Origin of the sequence: Amorphoplanes friuliensis DSM 7358 (assembly GCF_000494755.1) — a bacterium.
GTDB classification, from domain to species: Bacteria; Actinomycetota; Actinomycetes; order Mycobacteriales; family Micromonosporaceae; genus Actinoplanes; species Actinoplanes friuliensis.
Genome location: NC_022657.1, coordinates 4010641 through 4028633, shown reverse-complemented (window position 1 = coordinate 4028633; position 17993 = coordinate 4010641). Strand labels below are relative to the sequence as shown.

Below are 17993 nucleotides of genomic sequence, written 5' to 3'. Positions count from 1 at the left end.
GGTGGCGGGATCCTCTCGCGGTCGGGCGGTGACGCTCAGGCGGAACGCAGCTCGGCCACCAGGGCCGTGCTGAGGGCGTCGATCGTGGGGTGGTCCCAGATCAGGGTCGGATCGAGCGAGACGTCCAGGTGGTCCTCGAGCTCCGCGGCGATCGACAGGGCATAAACGGAGTCGAGGCCGTAGGACGTCAGCGGCAGGTCCGTGGCGATGGTGGCCGCGTCGAGGCCGAGGTGACCGGCGACGCAGTCGACGAGCCAGACGCGCAGGCTGTCGAGGGTGGGTGCGGTGCTGAGGTCTGACATGACGCTCCTCAAGGGGATCAGGGCCGGTCCGGCAGCGGCCGGCGGCTCAGGTCGAACGAGCGGTTGCCGTGGTAGCGGTCGAACAGGTCGTCGACGAGGTCCGCAGCGGGTCCCGGCGGGGTCCGCCAGCCGCCGCGGTCGCGGTGCAGGGCGGGCGCGTCGACACCCGGCAGCAGCGCCCGGACGTCCGTCACCGGGGCGGGTCCGGCGGTGCCGAGCGCCAGCAGGTCGTCCTGGGTTTCGCGGAACAGCACCGGGAAGATCGCCTGCTCGCCGACGCGGATGTAGAACCGGGAACCGAGCAGGACCGACAGGCCGTCCATCGCCCCGAGCAGCGCCTGCGGCACCAAACCCCGGGCCACGCGGAGGTCGGCCGCTGCCAGCAGGCGGTCGCAGAGCAGCAGATCGGCCAGCACTCCGGCCAGGGCCGAGCGCAGGTACGGGATCTCGGTCGCCGGGCGGTCGTAGAGGCGACGGGCGCGCAGGTGCCGGAGTGTGATGCGCAGACCGCTGTCGACGGCGCCGATCGCCGCGCCGAGCCGGCGCCGGTCGTCCACCGCCGGGTGAGCGGCCCGGGCGGCCCGCGGCGACCGGCGGTAGAGCGCCCGCAGGTCCTCGCCGGTCCCGGAGCCCGCGGGCAACGCGGCACCGGCGCCGATCGCCGCGAACCCGTACGGGTTGGCGGCGTCGTACGGGTCACCGAGCAGCTGGTCCAAGGTGGTCATCGGGCACCGACCCCGGTCAGGGCCCGCTCCAGCAACGCCACGAGACGGGTCTCGCCGGCGGGCCGGGGCTCGTGCAGCCACAGGTGAATCCCGGCGGCGGCGGCGTAACAGAGCTCGTAACGCTCCGCGAGCTCGAACGCGGCCGGCGGCACGGCGTGCGGCCGGATCGTCAGCGCCGCCATCTCCTCGTGCACGCCGGTGGTCGCCGCGACCACCCGGTCGACGAGTCCGGTCAAACGGTCCGAGGCTGTCATCGCACGGGCCGCGCCGGGCAGAGCGGTCAGCACCGAGTTGCCGTCGGTGACCAGCGACAGGGCACCCGGCCGGAAAGGGCTGGGCGCCGCGTCCGGGGTGGTCACCTCGGCCAGGCCGGAGACGTTCCACTCCCCCTTGCGCCAGGCGCGGGACAGCCGCCGGAACTGGTCGATCAGGGAGTTGCGGTTGACCAGGCTGGACCCGTCGAAGATGCCGATGATGCGGGCGTCGCGCTCCAGCTTGGCGAAGGCGCCGTGCCGGAAGTCCGCACCCAGCAGGCCGTACGGGCCGAGGGCGACGGTGAGCCGGGCGATGAGGTCGTCGACCTGGGCCGGCACGAACGCCTTGGCGACGGCCGAGTGCACGCTGAGCTCGCGGGGCAGACCCGTGATGGCCCGCACCGCGACCGTCGCTGCCGCCGAGGCGAGGTCGAGGGCGGCCGCCGCGTCGGCGAGCACCCGCTGGATCGCGGGCCGGTCGGCGAGGGGACGCCCGTCCACGACCGTCTCGCGGGCGAACGCCCCGGCCAGCTCCAGGGCGTGGTCACCGGCGCCGAGCGACATCGCCACGCAGGCGGTCCGCGTGATGTGCAGCGCCTTCAGGATGATCTCGATGCCGTGCCCGACCGGTCCGATCACCGCGTCCGCCCCGACCCTGGCATCGCGCAGGACGATCCCGCTGATGTCCGCGCCGCGAACCCCGTACGTCGGAACCTTGGGCGAGGGTGTCAGGGCGCCGGGTTCCAGCCGGTTCTTGTCGAGCAGGAAGAGCGTGAAGCCCCGAGGGCCTCCGGCGGGGTCCGTCTTCGCCAAAACGGTGACCAGCTCCGCGCGGGTCGCGTTGTTGATCAGCCACTTCTCGCCGTCGAGGGTCCAGCCGTCGCCGGCCGGACGGGCGGTCACCTCGCCGCCGAGGAGGTCGCTGCCGTGGGCGCGTTCGGTCAGGGCGCAGGAGACGACCGCACCGGCCCGGATCCGCTCGCCGAGCCGGGCGGCGGCAGCGGGCTCACCGGCGATCCAGGTGGCGACGGCACCGAGGTAGGTCTTGCCGTGCGCGACCGCCACCGTCAGATCACGGCCCGCGACCTCGCGCAGCAGGGTGGCGACCTCGTCGAAACCTCGCAGCACACCGCCGTGCTCGGCGGGCACGTAGTAGCCGGGCAGGCCGAAGTCGTCGAGGGCCGCGCAGGCGTCGGCCGGGAACTCCTCGGCCTCGTCGAGCTTCGCCAGCGTCGCCGGGTCGAACGCGGCTCCCCGCAGCAGGGTGGACAGGTCCGTCATCGGGCCGCCACCGCGGCCGGGCCGGCGACGTGCCGGTGGTCGACGTCCCCGGCGACGGGCTCCAGCGCGCCCGTCTCGAAGAGCTCCCGCATCGCCGCCCGCTGGATCTTGCCGCTGGTCGTGCGGGCGACCGCACCCGGGCGCAGCAGCAGAACCGCCGCGCTCTGCACACCGAACTCCCGGGCCACGGTCAGCCGCATGGCCGCCGCGAGGGCGGACAGCCGGTCCGGATCGGAGATCCCCCGCACCTCGTGGGTGACCACGAGGACCTCCTCGCCCCCGCCCGCCTCGTCGCGCGATCGCACGGAGAAGCAGGCGCCGACGCGCCCGGACAGCTCGGGATGGTGCACCCGCAGCTCGTGTTCGATGTCCTGCGGGTAGTAGTTGCGGCCGCGCAGGACGAGCATGTCCTTGCGCCGGCCGGTCACGTAGAGCTCACCCTCGAAGAGCGTGCCGAGATCACCGGTACGCAGATAGCCGCCGTCACCGGTGCTGGTCACCGCACCGAAGCCCGCTGTCCCCGCGTCGCGTCCCCAGTAACCGCGCCCGATCGACGGGCCGCGCAGCCAGATCTCGCCGACCTGACCGTCCGCGAGGACCTCGGTGCTGTCCGGGTCGACGATCCGCACCTCGACGTCCACGGGTGCGCCGCAGGACACCACGTCACGGCCGGGCCGGTCGCCGGTCGCGGGCCGGAACTCGTTGCGCTGCAGCAGATCCGTGTCGGCGTGACGGATGACGAACGGGGTGTCCGGGGCGCCGGAGACGAACAGTGTCGCCTCCGCCATGCCGAAGCTGGGGGTCACCGCCTCGGGCCGCAGCCCGGCGGCCGCGAACCGCTCCTGGAAACGGGTGAGGACCGCCGCGCGGACGGGCTCGGAGCCGTCGATGGCCACCCGCCAGCGCGACAGGTCGACGCCGGCGAGCTGGGCGTCGGTGACCTTCGCGACGCACAGGTCGTAGGCGAAGTCGGGGGCGGCACTGATCTCGATGTTGAACCGGTCGATCATCTGCAACCAGAGCAGCGGGCGCTTGAGGAACGCCATCGGGCTGGTCATCACGCTCGCCGAACCGGCCAGCAACGGCGGCAGCAGCAGGCCCATCAGCCCCATGTCGTGGAAGTGCGGGAGCCAGCCGCCGACGGCGTACCCCGGTCGCATCCCGGTCACCGCGATGATCGTGGCGGCGTTGTGCAGGATGTTGCCGTGGTCGATGACCACACCCTTGGGGTCGCCCGTGGACCCGGACGTGTACTGCAGGACGGCGACCGTGTCCTGGCTCAACGGCGGCGGTGTCCAAGCGTCCGCGTCGGCGGTGCCGTCCAGCGTCAGCACGGGAACCGCGCCGAGCTCCTGCTCGGCGGCCCAGCCGGTGACCTCGTCGCGGGACTCGCCGGCGGTCAGCACGGCCGCCACGTCGGCGTCGGCGGCGATCAGGCGCAACCGGCGGCGCTGGTGGGCGTACCGGCCGGGCAGGGGGGACGGGACCGCGACCAGGCCGGCGTAGAGACAGCCGAGCAGCGCGATCAGGAAGTCGGGCCCGGCCGGGTGCAGCAGCAGCATCCGGTCGCCGGGGGCGGCGTGCGCCGAGAACTGGACGGCCGCGGCGCGGGCCCGCCGATCCAGCTCGGCGTAGGTCAGCCAGGCGACACCGGTGGGGTCGTCGAGATGCGTGACAAAAGCCGAGGCTCCGCGGTCCGGCGTATTCTCCACGCTTTTCCGCAAGACCGCCGGAATGCTTTCTGCCGTCCGCAGCTCCACCATTTCGCCCGCTCCCCGATCGTCCGTGCCGATGTCGGCCCCGTTACTTCTACCGGGACCGGGCGAGTGCGGGGAAGCGTCTGACAGCAAACTGCATGGGATGGGCCACGGCGGTGCGACGGTCCGAGCAAATCGCCCACATCGGTCGCCGTTCCCGGGCCGTAGCGGCCGGTTGCGGCCACCGTACGGGCCTCCGGGCACCGTCCGGACACAGTAGAGTCGGCGCGAAACCAATTGATCCCGGCTGATTGCCGCACAATTTCGGGTCGCTCATGAATCTCACGTACGCCATTCCGGGCCCGTCCATTCTGGTGACCGGGACCTCCTCCGACTCACACACCTGGAACCTCGTCTATCTGCAATTGATGCTGGAGGAGATGGGCTGCCGGGTGCACAATCTCGGCGCCTGTGTCCCGCCCGCACTCGTCGCCGCGGAATGCCTCGGCGACAATCCCGACCTGGTCGTGGTCAGCAGCGTCAACGGGCACGGCTTCCACGACGGCCTGCGCCTCATCGAGGAGCTGCGCGCCCGGCCCGAGCTGGCCGGCACGCCCGTGGTGATCGGCGGCAAGCTGAGCACCGACGGGCTGCGCAACGTCGGCCTGGTCCGCCGGTTGCGGGCCGCCGGGTACGACGCCGTGTTCGAGAACGGCGACCTGACCCGCTTCCGCACCCTGGTCGGACGGTTGAGCGCCCGAGTCGCGTCGTGACCGCCGCGGCGCCCTTCGGCGAGTTCGTCACCCGCGCGCAGAGCCGGGGCGCCCTGGTCGTCCAGCCCCGCATGGGGTTCGGCGACCCGGCCCTGATGCGCGAGGGCCTGGCGGCGACGAAGGCCGCCGCGGCCACCACGGTCGGCACCCTCACGCTCGACAGTTACACCCGGGTCGGCGACGACGAGTCGGTGGCCCGGGCACTGCGCGAGAACGCCCCGCTGAACGGCTATCCGATCGTGGCGCTGCCCCGGGCCACGTCCCTGGCCGTGCTCGACGGGCTGCGGGACGCCACCTTCCCGGTGCAGGTACGCCACGGCTCGCCACGGCCGGAGCACATCTTCGCCGCGCTCATCGAGCTGGGGCTGGACGCCACCGAGGGCGGGCCCGTCTCCTACTGCCTGCCGTACAGCCGGACTCCGTTGCGCGACGCCGTGGCCAGCTGGCGGCGGAGCTGCCTGATGCTCGCGGACACCGCCGGGCACGGCGTCGTGCCGCACCTGGAGTCGTTCGGCGGCTGCATGCTGGGCCAGCTCTGCCCGCCCGGACTGCTCGTCGCGATCAGCCTCCTCGAGGGGCTGTTCTTCGCGCAGCACGGGTTGCGCAGCATCTCGCTGTCCTACGCCCAGCAGCAGAACCCCGGACAGGACCGGCAGGCCCTCGCGGCGCTGCGCCGGCTCGCCGCCGACCTGCTGCCCGGGGTCGAGTGGCACATCGTGCTCTACGCGTACATGGGGGTCTATCCCCGGACGCACGGCGGCGCGCTGCGCCTGCTCGGTGCCGCCGCCGAGCTCGCGGTCACCGCGGGCGCCGCCCGGCTCATCGTGAAGACCGCCGCGGAGGCGCACCGCATCCCGACCATCGCGGACAACGTCGAGGCCCTGGAACTGGCGGCGGACCGGGCCGCCGGCGTCCGGCGGCTGCCCGATCAGGACGGCGCCGAGGTCTACGAGGAGGCGCTCGCGCTGGTCGAGGCCGTGCTGAGCCTGGACCACGACGTCGGTGACGCGCTGATCGCGGCGTTCGCCCGCGGGCTGCTCGACGTGCCGTTCTGCCTGCACCCCGACAACGCCGGCCGGTCCCGCAGCTACGTCGACGACCACGGCCGGCTGCTCTGGTCCGACACCGGCGCGATGCCGATCCCCGCCTCCCGCGCGGGCCACCCGGCCCGGCGGCTCACCGCGACCGGCCTGCTCACCGCGCTCTCCGGGATGCAGCACCGGTACGACGAAGGAGCACCATGACCGCCCAGGCCGAGGCTGCCGCACCCCCGGTGACGGACCCGTTCCCCGCCCGCTGGACCGGCGTGGCACCCCCCACGCAGCTGCTGATCCTGACCTCGCGGGCCGTCCGGGCGCAGCTGGCCAACCCGCGCGCCCTGGTGCTCAACCTGTTGCAGCCGGTTTTCATGCTGTTGCTGCTCAGCCAGGTCTTCGGGGTCATCGTGGACCGCAGCCACCTCCCGGGCGACCTGCCCTACATCGACTTCCTGCTGCCCGCTCTGCTGGTGACCACCGGCATCGGCCCGGCGGTCGCCTCCGGTATCGGCCTGGTCCGCGACATGCAGAACGGCGTGGTCAGCCGCCTGCGGACGCTGCCGGTCAACGCCGCGACGCTGCTGTTCGCCCGCAGTTTCAGCGATCTGCTCCGGACCGCGCTGCAGCTGGTGGTCCTGGTGCTGTGCGCGGTGCTGTTCTTCGGCGCCGACCCCGGTGGCGGCCCGCTCGGCCTGCTCGCGGCGCTGCTGCTGACCTGCTTTGTCATCTGGGCGCTGACCTGGGTCTTCCTGGCGCTGGCCGCCTGGCTGCGCAACGCGGAGGCGCTGCAGAGCGCGGGCTTCCTGGTCACCTTCCCGCTGATGTTCGCCTCCAGCGCCTTCGTGCCCACGGATCGGCTCCCGGGCTGGCTGCAGGCCCTGGCCACCGTCAACCCCCTGACGTACGCCATGGACGCGGCCCGCGGCCTCGCCCTGGACCTGCCGGTCGGCAACCGGATCTGGCTGGCTCTGGGCATGAGCGTGCTGGTCGCGGTGGCCGGGGCGACCGTCGCGGTGCGCGGATTCCGGCGCCCGCTCATCTGAGAGAGGAAACCCTGCGATGTCGACACTCGAAGCAACCGGTGACACGGACTGGCTCGCCGCGCACCGCGACAAGATTCGATCCCGGGCGGCGATCGAGGGCTGGGTCCGGATCCGCGGCCTCCCGATCACCGACCGGGCCCAGGCCGCTGCCGTCATCCGTACGCTCACCGCCGGCCCCCTGGACGAGCGCGAGGGGTTCGCACCCCGCGAGAACCACGGCGCCGGTGTGCACTCGTCCAGCGAATGGCCGCCGGACCAGCCCATGTGCATGCACAACGAGCTGAGCTACCGCGCCGAGGTGCCCCGCCAGCTGGTGCTGGCCTGTGTCACCCCGCCGGTCTCCGGGGGCATCACCGCGCTGGCCGACACCCGCGCGGTCCTCGCCGGCCTCCCCGCCGATCTTGTACGCCGCAGCACCGCAACGGGCTGGCGTCTGCTGCGCAGCTACACGGGAGTGGTCGGGATCAGCTGGCAGGACGCGTTCGGCACCACCGACCGGGAGGCCGCGCAGGCGTACTGCGCCGAGCACGGCATCACGACGACCTGGGACGCCGACGGCACCCTGCGGACGGTCCAGCAGCGGCCGGCCGTGGTCCGCCACCCGGTGACCGGGGAGGACTGCTGGTTCAACCAGCTCGCGTTCCTCAACGAGTGGACGATGGACCCCGACGTGCGGGAGTTCCTGGTCGCCCAGTTCGGCTCGGACGGGCTGCCGTTCACCACCGCGTACGGCGACGGGACGCCGCTCGACCGGGACACCGTCGACACGATCAACGAGGTCTACGAGAAGCACACGGTCCGCGAGCCGTGGCAGCGCGGGGACGTGCTGGTGCTCGACAACATCCTCACGGCGCACAGCCGCGAGCCGTACCGGGGTGCCCGCGAGATCCTGGTCGGCATGAGCGATCCGGTCCGCCTCTGACAGACACCGAAGGCCGCGCTCATCGTCGATGAGCGCGGCCTTCGTGCGTACCGGATCAGCCGAAGCTGAGGGTGTGGAAGACCGTGACGTTGCCGGCGAGCCGTTCGCAGGCCTGTGCGGCGGCGGTGAGCCGGCCGGCGCAGGCCGGGTCGGCGCTGTCGAGCAGGATGCCCAGGGTGGTGCCGCTGTGGCCGACCACCACGCCGAGGCCACCGACCGCCTCGCAGATCTCGATCATCGAGGGCAGGGACCGCTTGTGCCGCAGGATCTGGTTCATCTGCGCGCTGCGGGTGGTGATCCGGCCGACCGCGGCCAGGTCCTGCGCCGCCACCGCACCGGTGAGCTCGGCCAGGAGCCCGGCATATTCGCGCTTGTCCGCGGCGGTGAACGGCTTCGGGATCCGGTTGAAGTCCACGGTGTCGACCGCACCGCCCTCGTCGATGCTGACCACGGCCATCGACGGCAGCGAGCCGAGCGTGGCCCGCAGCCGCACGCTGCGGTGGTGGAACGCGACGATCGCCGGGTAGAGCACACCGTCGGTCGGCTCGATCCGGGCGAGATAGGACTCGATCCGGCGCGGCGGCATGGGTACGCCCAGAGCGTTCCCCACCGCCCGTGCCGTGGCCACCAGGTCGGCCGACGAGCTGGCCAGGCCCTTGCCCTCGGGCAGCGTGCTGTCGATGGTCAGCAGGCCGCCGACCGGCTCGGCCACATCCGCCATGATCATCTCGGTCAGGCGCAGCGCCTTGGACTTGTGCGGTGGCCAGACGGTGAGCCGGTCCGAGCCCGGCGTCTCCTGGAACCGCGCCATCGTCCAGCGGGCGACCGGCAGGGTCACCAGGAAGTCGCCGTCGTCCTCGGGCAGCACACCCTGGAGCAGCTCCCCGAAGGTCCCGAACGCCGAGCTGACACCGGTGGCGCCGGCCGAGCGTGGCCGTAGTGACGTGGTGCTCGTGATGGTCATGCCGCTCCTCCCACCGGGGCCGGCTGCCGCACTGCGCAGGCCGCCCGGACCAGCTCGGCGGTGGCCTCCGGACGGGACCCCGCAAAATAGTGGCCGCCGTCGGCGACCTCGTGCAGCTCGACCCGGTCGGCGACCAGCTTCCAGTCCGCGTACCGGGTCTCGTGACCCGGGGTGGTCGGGTCGTCGGCCGCGGCGACCACGTGCACCGGCGCCTCGATCCGGTGCCGGTGCGGCTCGGCCAGCAGGTCGAGCAGATAGCGGTTCGCCGTCACCACGTCGTGGCGGTACGACGAGCCCACGATGTCGAGCCGTTCGGGCTGCAGACCGTCGAGCTCGACGTACGCGCTCTCGGCCCGCAACCGCGCCAGCAGGGTCGGGTTGTCGGCCGCCTCGGCCTCGGCCGACTCCCGGCGCAGCTCCCCGGCGCTCTCGACCAGCAGGGCACCCAGGAACACCCGCTCGGCCGGGGCGCCGGCCTGTTCGAGCAGGCGGGCCGTCGCCAGCGCCGCCGCGGCACCGGCGCAGTGGCCCCACAGCAGCACGGGGATCCGGAGCTGGTCCCGGATCTCGGCGGCGACCCGCGCGGCGATCTGCGGCACGTCGGCCATCGGCTCGCGGTCGGCGGCCAGGTCGTGGCCCGGCAGCTCGACACCGTAGACGGCGATCCCGTCGTGGCGCAGGGCGGTGGCGAGGGCGCGGAAGTTGACCGCGTTGCCACCGGCGTACGGGAAGCAGACGAGCGCGTGGTGCGGGTTGGTCACGGTGGAGAGGGGTTGCACGAGGCCGCTGCGGGTCTGCGCGGTCTCCCGGCCGTCGAGGACGGTGGCGAGCTCGCCGAGCCGCGGGTTGCCGACGAGCTGCTTGAGCGACAGCGTGCCGTTCATGCTGATGAGCATCCGCACCGCGGCCAGGGACGTCCCGCCGAGCTCGAAGAAGTCGTCGTCGCGGCCGAGGCGTTCCAGGGGCACACCGAGGACCTCGGCCCAGAGGGTCGCGAGCCGCTGCTCGGTCGGTGTGGTCGGGGCGACGTAGGTCGCACCGCCGTGGCCGAGCGTGCCGGCCAGCCGCTTGAGCACCTTCTTGTCGACCTTGAGGTTTTCGGTCAGCGGCAGCTGCTGCAGGCCGTGGAAGTACGTCGGCACCATGTATTCCGGGAGCAGCCCGGCGAGGAAGTCCCGCAGGTGCTCGGGCTCGACACCGTCGCCGCTGTAGAACGCGACGAGGTTGCGCATCTCCCCCGCGCCGTCGTCGATGACCACGGCGGACTCGCGGACACCGGGGAAGGTGAGCAGCTTGTTCTCGATCTCGCCGATCTCGATACGGAAGCCACGGATCTTGACCTGCTCGTCGCGCCGGCCGAGGAACTCGATCCGCCCCTCGGGCAGCCAGCGGCCGAAGTCGCCGGTGCGGTACATCCGGGTGCCGGAACGGTACGGGTCGGCGACGAACGCCTGCCGCGTGCGCTCCTCGTCGTTGATGTACCCGCGCCCGACGCACACCCCGGAGAACGCGATCTCCCCCGGCGACCCGAGCGGCACCAGCGCCAGGTTCTCGTCCACGATGTACGTGTTGATGTTGCGCCGCGACGTGCCGACGGTCACGAAGTCCCGGTCCGGCAACCCGTCGAGGATCTCGTGCATCGTGTCGTCGGACACCTCCGTCGCGCCGTACGCGTTCACCAGCGCGATGTCCGGGTAGGCGGCGAACCAGCGCTGGACCAGCTCCAGCTTGAGCGCCTCGCCGGTGACCGACAGCGACCGCAACCGGCCCAGCGGGCGTGGCCACTGCTCGAGGTGGGTCAGCACGACCTCGAGGTACGACGGGACGATCTGGGCGACGGTCACGTTGTTGCCGACCAGCTCGTCGAGGAAACCGCCGACGGAGAGCAGCACGTCGGTGTCGACGATGCGCACACTGCCCCCGGCCATCAGCGGCGCCGCGAACTGCCACAACGAGATGTCGAAGCACTGCGACGCGGTCTGGGTGACGACCTCACCCTCACGGCCGGTCATGCCCATGTCCTCGAGCTTCATGAGGAGGTGGTTGAGCATCCCGGCGTGCTCGCACAGCGCGCCCTTCGGCGTGCCGGTCGACCCGGAGGTGAAGTAGATGTACGCCGCCTGCTCCGGCGCGACGGGCACCCCGGGATCGGTGGTGGCGGCGTCCCCGGCCAGCACCTCCGGCACGGACAGCACCTGCGCGTCGGCCCCGGCCACGGCGACCGCCCGGTGCGCGAGGTCCTCGCTGCCCGGCTCGGCCAGCACCAGCCGGCACTCACTGCGCGCCAGCTGGGCGGCGATCCGGTCGGCCGGGAAGTCGGGCCGCACCGGGAGGTAGACGCCGCCCGCCTTGAAGACGCCGATCGCGGCCGCCAGCCAGTCGAGGGTGCGGTCGAGGACCACCGCCACCGGCGCCTCGGCGGTCAGCCCGGCGCCGAGCAGCGCGTGGGCGATCCTGTTGGCGCGGGCGTTCAGCTCCTCGTAGGTCAGCGTGGCCGTGCCGTGGCTCGCCGCCACCCGGTTCGGGCCCGCCTGCACCTGCTCCTCGAAGACCTCGGGGAACGTGGTGCGCGGCAGCTCGGCCCGGCGCCCGGCGAGGTGGTAGAGCTGCGTCTCCATCTCGGCGTCGGAGAGCAGGCTGCGGCGGTGGTGCGGCGCGTCCGGATCCTCCGCGTACGCCCGGAGAGCGGTGAGGTGGTAGCCGGCGAGGCGCTGGGCGTACGTGTCGTCGAGCACCGCCCGGTCGTGCCGCACGGTGAGATGCAGGTCGTCGCCGCCCGCGTAGGAGAGGCGCAGCGGCTCACCGCCGGCCGGAGCGGCGGGGTCGCCGTCCAGGGCGGACAGGTCGAGGACAACTTCGCAGTCACCGGCGATCGCGACGGCGGCCCGGGCCTGCGCGGTGAGCTCACGCCAGGTCGACTTGGTCACCTCGAGACGGCGGCCCGACTGCGCCGCCGACCCGGGCGCGACGAGGCCGAACTGCACCTCGTGCTCGGCGGTCACCGTGGCCAGCACACGGGCGTGCACGGCGAGCAACACCGACGCCAGGTCCGCTCCGCTCGACCGCAGTGCGCGGACCAGGTCGTCGGGCAGGCGTACGCGCTGGAGCCCCGGACCGGTGGCGGTGTTCCCCGCCCCGGTCCAGCGTGGCGCGGCGGTGCCTGTCAGTTCGGCGGCGCTCGTCATCGTCCCCGTCCTCCTTCGTACACGTCTTCCAGTGCCTGGATGTCGATCGAGAAGAGCGGTGCTGCCCGCTCGGCGTTGCGCTGGGCCGCCGCCGCGTCGCGCCCCTGGGCGACCACGCAGGCGAGCCGGTCCTGGAACGAGTTGGTCCTCCGCACGACGGCGCCCGGCACGGTCAGGGCGTTCGCCACGACCACTCCAGGGCTGGCCGCGGCCTGGGCGCGGCCCCGGACGGCGGCGACCCGGCCCTCGCGGGCCAGCAGCTGGAACCGGATGGCGGCGTGCCCGGCGGCCGGTGCGATCACGGGTGACGGGCCGCCGCTGGCCCGGGCGATCACCGCGTCGACCAGGTCCAGACCGGTCGCGGCCCGGACGGCGGCCGGGATCATGCCGCCGGCCAGTCGCGGGTTCACCTCGATGACCACCGGTCCGGCCGGGCCGAGACGCAGCTCGGTGTGCGCGGCCCCCCAGCCCAGCCCGAGGGCGGCGAGAGCACGCCGGGCCGTCGCACCCAGCTCGGCGCGGACCGTCTCCCCCACCGGTGCCGGAACGTCGTGGCCGACCTCGACGAACCACGGCTCGGGCCCGAGGCGCTTGCCGACGACCGCCCGGACCACCCCGTCGAAGGTCTCCACGGAGAACTCCGGCCCCCGGACCGCGGTCTCGACCAGGATCGGCGACCCGTCGTCGCCGACCAGGCGGGCCGCCCAGCGTGCCACCTCGGTGCTGTCGGTGCACAGCCGCACGCCGACCGACCCGGAGCCGGTGATCGGCTTGAGCACCACGGGCAGGCCCAGCTCCGCGGCGGCGGCGACAGCCTCTCCGGCCGACCTCACCGTCCGGAAGCCGGGCACCGGGACCCCGGCGGCCGAGAGGGCCCGCCGCTGGTGGCTCTTGTCGCGGCAGCGGGCCACGGCGTCGGCGTCGGGCGCGGGCAGGCCCAACTCGGCGGCGGCCCGGGCCGCCGGAGCGACGTAGTACTCGGAACTCGACGTGACACCGGCCAGACCGCCGTCGCGGGCCAGCGCCCGGCAGGCCGCGAGGACCTGACCGGCGTCACCGGTGTCCAGGACGCGGGTGTCCAGGCTGTCGTCCACGACGTACGGGTATCGGGACGGATCGCGCGACAGCAGCACCGGCCGCAGACCACGGGCCAGCGCGGCCGCGGCGAACTGCCGTCCGGTGCCGGTGGTGTTGCTCTCCAGCAGGGCGAACCAGGTCATGCCGTGGCCCCCGTCCGGATCAGGTCGTGGACGGCCTCGTCGAGCGCGCGGGACGCGGCCCGGGACGCGGCCTCGCGGGCTCGGAACCACGAGGCGTGGTCGGCCAGGCCGGCGACAGCAGCCGCCCACGCCGCGCTGTGCTCGCCGGGGCCTCCACCCCGGTCCTGCTCGGCGACGAGCGCCCCGATCGGCGGCATCGGCGCGTCGAGCTCCGCGATCGCCGGCAGCTCGGTCTCACCGGCGTCGACCGCCGCGCGCACGGCCGCACCGACCGTGTGGTGGGCGGCCCGGAACGGCACACCCTGACGGACCAGGCGGTTGGCGATCACAGTCGCCGTGACGAACCCCTCGCCGGTGCGCTGCAACATCCGGGCGGCATCCGGCTGTGCGCCGCTGACCAGGACCTGGGCGAGCTGCACGGCATCGCTGAGGGCCGCCAGTGCGGCGCCCGAGCCGCCGACGGCCTCGGTCCCGACCTCGATCGAGTTGGTGAACGGCGCCGACTTCATGGTCGACGCCGCCGCCGTCCACGCGCCGATCGCACCGCCGGCCGCGGCCTTGACGTGCTCCAGCAGGAACGCGTTGCGCTTCTGCGGCATGGCCGAGCTGCCACCGACGAGGCGGTCCGGGAAGACCAGGAAACCGAACTCCTGGGTGCTCCAGAGCTGAAGATCGGTGCCGAGCCGGCTCAGCGTCACCCCCGCGGTGGCGGCGGCGGCCAGGGCGCGCAGCACGCCGTCCCGGCTCGCGACGGCGTCGGTGGCGTGCACCGGCGGACCGGCAAAACCGAGCAGCTCCGCGGTCCGGGCCGGCTCGATCGGCAGGTCCGTGCCCGCGACAGCACCCGCACCCAGCGGGCTGCGGTCGAGTCCGGCCAGGACCTGCCGCAGACCGAGGACGTCCCGGCCGACGGCCAGCGCGAGCCCGGTCAGGTAGTAGCCGTAGGTGACCGGCATGGCCGGCTGGAAGTGCGTGTAGATCGGCATCACCGTGCCGGCGTGGACCCGGGCCCGGTTCAGCAGGATCGCCTGCAGGCGCAGCAGCTCGGCGGCCAGGGCCGTGACCTGCTCGCGCAGCCGCAGGGCGGTCGTGGTCGCCTTGATGTCGTTGCGCGACCGTCCGGTGTGCAGCTTGCCGCCGACCTCGGTGCCGAGCTCGGCGGTGAGCAGATTCTCGTACGCCAGGTAGAGCCCGCGCGGCGCCGGCACGTCCACCATGGCGGCGAAGCCCGTCCCGCGCAGCTCGGTGATGCGTTCCAGCAGGCGGCCCGCCACGTCGGCGGGCAGCAGCTTCTGCTCGGCCAGCATGATCACGTGAGCCAGGTCGACGGTGCTGATCGGACCCAGCTCGGCCCGGATCTCCGCCGGTCCGGGCGTGCCGTAGACGATGCGCCGGGTGCGCGGCCCGATGGTCGCGGTGAGGCGGCCCGTTCCGCTCATCGGGCGGCCTCGGCCGGTACGGGACCGGCCGTCCGGGCCACCGCACCGGGGATGTCGTCGTACGACCGGCGGTTCCAGCGCAGCCACGACCAGGCGTCGGCCGGGCGCTCCGGAGTTGCCGTCTCGACCGGACCGGCGGGCGCGTCGCCCAGCGAGTAGCCGTTGGCGGCCAGCCAGCCGTCGTCGTAGGCGGTGGCCTGGTAGCGGTAGCCCTCGTCCGGGAGCATGACCACGCAGAGCTCACCGGGGTTGCGGCGGGCGTACCAGTCGGCGACGAGGTAGGCCGCGCCGCTGGTCGGGCCCTGGTAGAGCGCGTGACGGCCGTGCAGGCGACGGGTGGCGGCGTACGCCTCCCCGGCGGTGCACCAGTGCACGTCGTCGAAGACGCTGTGGTCGAGATTCTCCGGCCAGAGGCTGTTGCCGAGCCCGCGCAGCGACCGGTGCCCGTCGGGCTGTCCGAAGAGCACGCTGTGGTGGGTGTCGACGCCGATCGCCCGGGTGTGCGGTGTCGTGGCGCGCAGGCCCCGGACCGTGCCGCACATCGAGCCACCCGAGCCCACCGGGCCGATCACGGCGTCGACCTGTCCGAGGGTGCGCGCCAGCTGGTCCGCGACCACGCCGTACGAACGCGGGTTGTCGGGGTTGGTGTACTGCTCGGGGCAGAACGTGCGCTCGCGTTCGGCCCGGACCTCCGCCAGCCGGTCCAGCCGCGACCGCTGGTACCCGCCGACCGGCGCCGGGTCGCGGCAGATCTCCACCTGGGCGCCGAGGTCGTTGAGCCGCCGGTGCAGGTGCACGTCGATGGCGGGGTCGCTGACCAGGATCAGTTCGCGCTCGAGCAGCGCCGACTGCATGGCCAGCGCCAGTCCGAAGGTGCCGGAGGTCGTCTCGACGACGGCGGTGTCCGGCTCCAGTTCACCGCGTTCGATGGCGCGGCGCAGGATGTACCGGGCCGGCAGCAGCTTCATCAGGGTGAAGACGGCGCCGTAGAGGTTGGGGCCCAGCCGCACCAGACGCGGCATCATCTGCGCCTCGGTGATCTCGTCGAACAAGGCGGTGGTGGCGTTCATGGTGTGCTCCCCCGATGGTGTGGTCGGACGTGGGACAGATAGACGTCGTCCAGGGTCGGCTTGGCGACGGAGATGTCGGCGATGGTGACGCCCGCGCCGTCGAGGGCGCGGACCACGGCAGCCACGTCCACGGAGCTGGCCACCGGGACGCTCAGACGACCCTCGCCGGGCGCCGCCGTCGCTTCCCGTCCCAGCGCCCGGCGCAGGCAGGTGATCGCGGTGCCCGCCGTGCCCGGGTCGGCCAGGACCACGTGCACGGCGCTCTCACCGACCCGGCGCTTGAGCTCCTCGACGGTGCCCGCCGCGACGGTGCGGCCGTCGGACAGCAGGTGGATCCGGTCCGCGAGGCGCTCGGCCTCCTCGAGATACTGCGTGGTCAGCAGCACTGCGGTGCCCTGGTCGGCGGTGGACCGGATCAGGTCCCAGAGTGCTGTCCGGCTGACCGGGTCGAGACCCGTGCTGGGCTCGTCCAGGAAGAGCACCGCGGGTGACGCCACCAGGCTGGCGGCGAGGTCGAGGCGGCGCCGGGTGCCCCCGGAGTAGGTGCGTGCCTGCCGCCCGGCCACCTCGCTCAACGCGAACGTGTCGAGCAGCTCACCGGCCCGTTCCCGCGCAGCCCGCCGGGAGGCGCCGCACAGCCGGGCCAGCAGGACCAGATTGTCGCGGCCGGTCAGGTTCTCGTCGACCGAGGCGTACTGGCCGGCCAGGCCGATGCGGCTGCGCACCTGCGCCGCCTGGCTCAGCACGTCGAAACCGGCCACCCGGGCCGCTCCCGCGGACGGCGGCAGAGCGGTCGAGAGGATTTTGACGAGTGTGCTCTTTCCTGCCCCGTTGTGCCCGAGCAGGCCCAGGATCTCGCCTTTCTGCAGCTGCAGGGAAACGTCGGCAAGAACCGTCCGGCGACCGAATTTCCGGCCGATTGCAATTGCTTCGACAGCCGCAGGGCTCACGGTGCGCCATTCTTTTCCGGGAACAAAACGCAGGGCTGGGTACGAGCTATTTCTACTGCGTTTCGCGGACCCCGGGCAATGCGCGGGCAACTACCTGCCAACAGCACCGGCGCCGGTGCCGGACGGGCCGGCCGGCCTGGCCACTAATCGCCAGGACCGGCCGTCGGTGAAGCCCCGCTCAGGCCGCGCCGGCGTCCTGCGGATGCAGCAGTCCCAGCTCGGCGGCACGCACTCCGACCTGGAAACGGGAACGCGCACCCAGTTCGCGGGCGATGTCGGCGACATTGCGCCGATAGGTGCGGACGGACATTCCCAGATTGCGGGCGGCGGCCTCGTCGGTGACACCCGAGCTGAGCGCCACCAGGATCCGCCGGGCCGCGACGGTGCGCGACCGCTCACCGAGCCGCCGATGATCGGCCAGCGGCACACCACCCTGCCACGAGGCGGCGAACAACGCCCGCAGGTTGCGCAGCAGGGCCGGGGAGCGCACGACGCAGGCCTCGTCGCCCGCACCGCCGCCCTGGGTCCGGACCAGCGCCGAGGAGTTGTCCACCAGCAGGGTCTCCTGCAGCGGGGCGGCGACCAGCCGGATCTCGGAGCGGTGGGCGACACGTTCCAGCCGCTTCACCGCGTCGGTGTCGTCGAGAACCCGGGTGGCCGCCAGGATCTTGACCTCGATCCCCGTCGCGCCGGCCCGGGTGAGCACGTCCAGCAACGGGATCAGCGACCGGGAACCGTCACCCGGGAGCACGACCCCGACAAAACCGCGGGCGGTGGCGGTCAGGCTCTGCGCGGCGTCGGCGACAGCGGTGTCGCCGGCCTCGAGAGCCGTCACGGAGTGCTCGTTGAGATAGTTGCGATGCTTGCCGACCGCACCCTCGACCAGGGCCCGGGCCTGCAGCAGCATGTGCTCGATCTCGTTGCCGGGCGTCGGCGCCGCGATGGTCAGGGAGTGGAGGCGTTCGCTTTTGGACACGCGGACGTCATCGAGAAATCTTGTCACAGCTTCCCCTCAAGCTTGACTAGATCAGAGGTGCCGCCCCGGCGTCCGGGGCGAGCACGCACAAAGTCAGAATGGCGACAGACCGGTGGCGAATTCCGGGCTTCGGCAGTAGCCGGAATCGCTGGGAT

Annotated in this window: 15 protein-coding genes; 4 read left to right on the top strand and 11 right to left on the bottom strand. The window is 72.9% G+C overall.

All coding sequences use genetic code 11. The features are described 5' to 3' along the window. Window positions 1-35: 35 nt before the first annotated feature. Genes AFR_RS18680 through AFR_RS18665 form a run of 4 tightly spaced genes read right to left on the bottom strand, consistent with a single transcriptional unit; the run spans window position 36 to window position 4274 of the window. Complete coding sequence (locus AFR_RS18680) at window positions 36-302, bottom strand: acyl carrier protein (protein ID WP_023362358.1); 267 nt, start codon at window positions 300-302, stop codon at window positions 36-38. Window positions 303-319: 17 nt separating this feature from the next. Beyond that, window positions 320-1027, bottom strand: a complete 708-nt coding sequence (locus tag AFR_RS18675) for an oxidoreductase (protein WP_023362357.1) — start codon at window positions 1025-1027, stop codon at window positions 320-322. After that, on the bottom strand, window positions 1024-2562 hold the full coding sequence (locus tag AFR_RS18670) for an acyl-CoA dehydrogenase family protein (protein WP_023362356.1): 1539 nt from the start codon (window positions 2560-2562) through the stop codon (window positions 1024-1026). The genes AFR_RS18675 and AFR_RS18670 overlap by 4 nt, the downstream gene beginning before the upstream one ends. Beyond that, entirely contained in the window at window positions 2559-4274 is a 1716-nt protein-coding gene (locus tag AFR_RS18665; protein WP_238547304.1) for a fatty acyl-AMP ligase, read from the bottom strand. Before AFR_RS18665 ends, AFR_RS18670 begins: the two co-directional genes overlap by 4 nt. A gap of 320 nt (window positions 4275-4594) precedes the next feature. On the opposite strand from AFR_RS18665, the gene AFR_RS18660 reads away from it, so the two are divergent. Genes AFR_RS18660 through AFR_RS18645 form a run of 4 tightly spaced genes read left to right on the top strand, consistent with a single transcriptional unit; the run spans window position 4595 to window position 8034 of the window. Beyond that, window positions 4595-5032 carry a cobalamin B12-binding domain-containing protein gene (locus tag AFR_RS18660; protein WP_023362354.1) on the top strand — a complete coding sequence of 146 codons (438 nt, stop codon included), beginning with the start codon at window positions 4595-4597 and terminating at the stop codon, window positions 5030-5032. Further along, a complete protein-coding gene (locus AFR_RS18655; RefSeq protein ID WP_023362353.1) occupies window positions 5029-6276 on the top strand; it encodes a methylaspartate mutase E chain family protein in 1248 nt (415 codons plus the stop codon). Before AFR_RS18660 ends, AFR_RS18655 begins: the two co-directional genes overlap by 4 nt. Continuing rightward, a complete protein-coding gene (locus tag AFR_RS18650) occupies window positions 6273-7112 on the top strand; it encodes an ABC transporter permease (protein WP_023362352.1) in 840 nt (279 codons plus the stop codon). The genes AFR_RS18655 and AFR_RS18650 overlap by 4 nt, the downstream gene beginning before the upstream one ends. Window positions 7113-7128: 16 nt before the next feature. Then, on the top strand, window positions 7129-8034 hold the full coding sequence (locus AFR_RS18645; RefSeq protein ID WP_023362351.1) for a TauD/TfdA family dioxygenase: 906 nt from the start codon (window positions 7129-7131) through the stop codon (window positions 8032-8034). Between the two features lie 55 nt (window positions 8035-8089). Here AFR_RS18645 and AFR_RS18640 read toward each other — a convergent pair whose 3' ends face one another. The 7 genes from AFR_RS18640 to AFR_RS18610 all read right to left on the bottom strand — a co-directional run bounded on the left by AFR_RS18640 (window position 8090) and on the right by AFR_RS18610 (window position 17865). Then, window positions 8090-8998 (bottom strand): GHMP family kinase ATP-binding protein, encoded by a 909-nt coding sequence (locus AFR_RS18640; protein WP_023362350.1) that lies wholly within the window; start codon window positions 8996-8998, stop codon window positions 8090-8092. Then, on the bottom strand, window positions 8995-12183 hold the full coding sequence (locus AFR_RS18635) for a non-ribosomal peptide synthetase (RefSeq protein ID WP_023362349.1): 3189 nt from the start codon (window positions 12181-12183) through the stop codon (window positions 8995-8997). The genes AFR_RS18640 and AFR_RS18635 overlap by 4 nt, the downstream gene beginning before the upstream one ends. Next, complete coding sequence (locus AFR_RS18630) at window positions 12180-13403, bottom strand: ATP-grasp domain-containing protein (RefSeq protein ID WP_023362348.1); 1224 nt, start codon at window positions 13401-13403, stop codon at window positions 12180-12182. Before AFR_RS18630 ends, AFR_RS18635 begins: the two co-directional genes overlap by 4 nt. Beyond that, window positions 13400-14842 (bottom strand): argininosuccinate lyase, encoded by a 1443-nt coding sequence (gene argH, locus AFR_RS18625; RefSeq protein ID WP_023362347.1) that lies wholly within the window; start codon window positions 14840-14842, stop codon window positions 13400-13402. The genes AFR_RS18630 and argH overlap by 4 nt, the downstream gene beginning before the upstream one ends. Next, window positions 14839-15912, bottom strand: a complete 1074-nt coding sequence (locus AFR_RS18620) for a cysteine synthase family protein (protein WP_023362346.1) — start codon at window positions 15910-15912, stop codon at window positions 14839-14841. The genes argH and AFR_RS18620 overlap by 4 nt, the downstream gene beginning before the upstream one ends. Then, complete coding sequence (locus AFR_RS18615; RefSeq protein WP_023362345.1) at window positions 15909-16862, bottom strand: daunorubicin resistance protein DrrA family ABC transporter ATP-binding protein; 954 nt, start codon at window positions 16860-16862, stop codon at window positions 15909-15911. Before AFR_RS18615 ends, AFR_RS18620 begins: the two co-directional genes overlap by 4 nt. Before the next feature lie 178 nt (window positions 16863-17040). After that, window positions 17041-17865 (bottom strand): helix-turn-helix domain-containing protein, encoded by an 825-nt coding sequence (locus AFR_RS18610; RefSeq protein WP_148308002.1) that lies wholly within the window; start codon window positions 17863-17865, stop codon window positions 17041-17043. Between the last annotated feature and the right edge of the window lie 128 nt (window positions 17866-17993).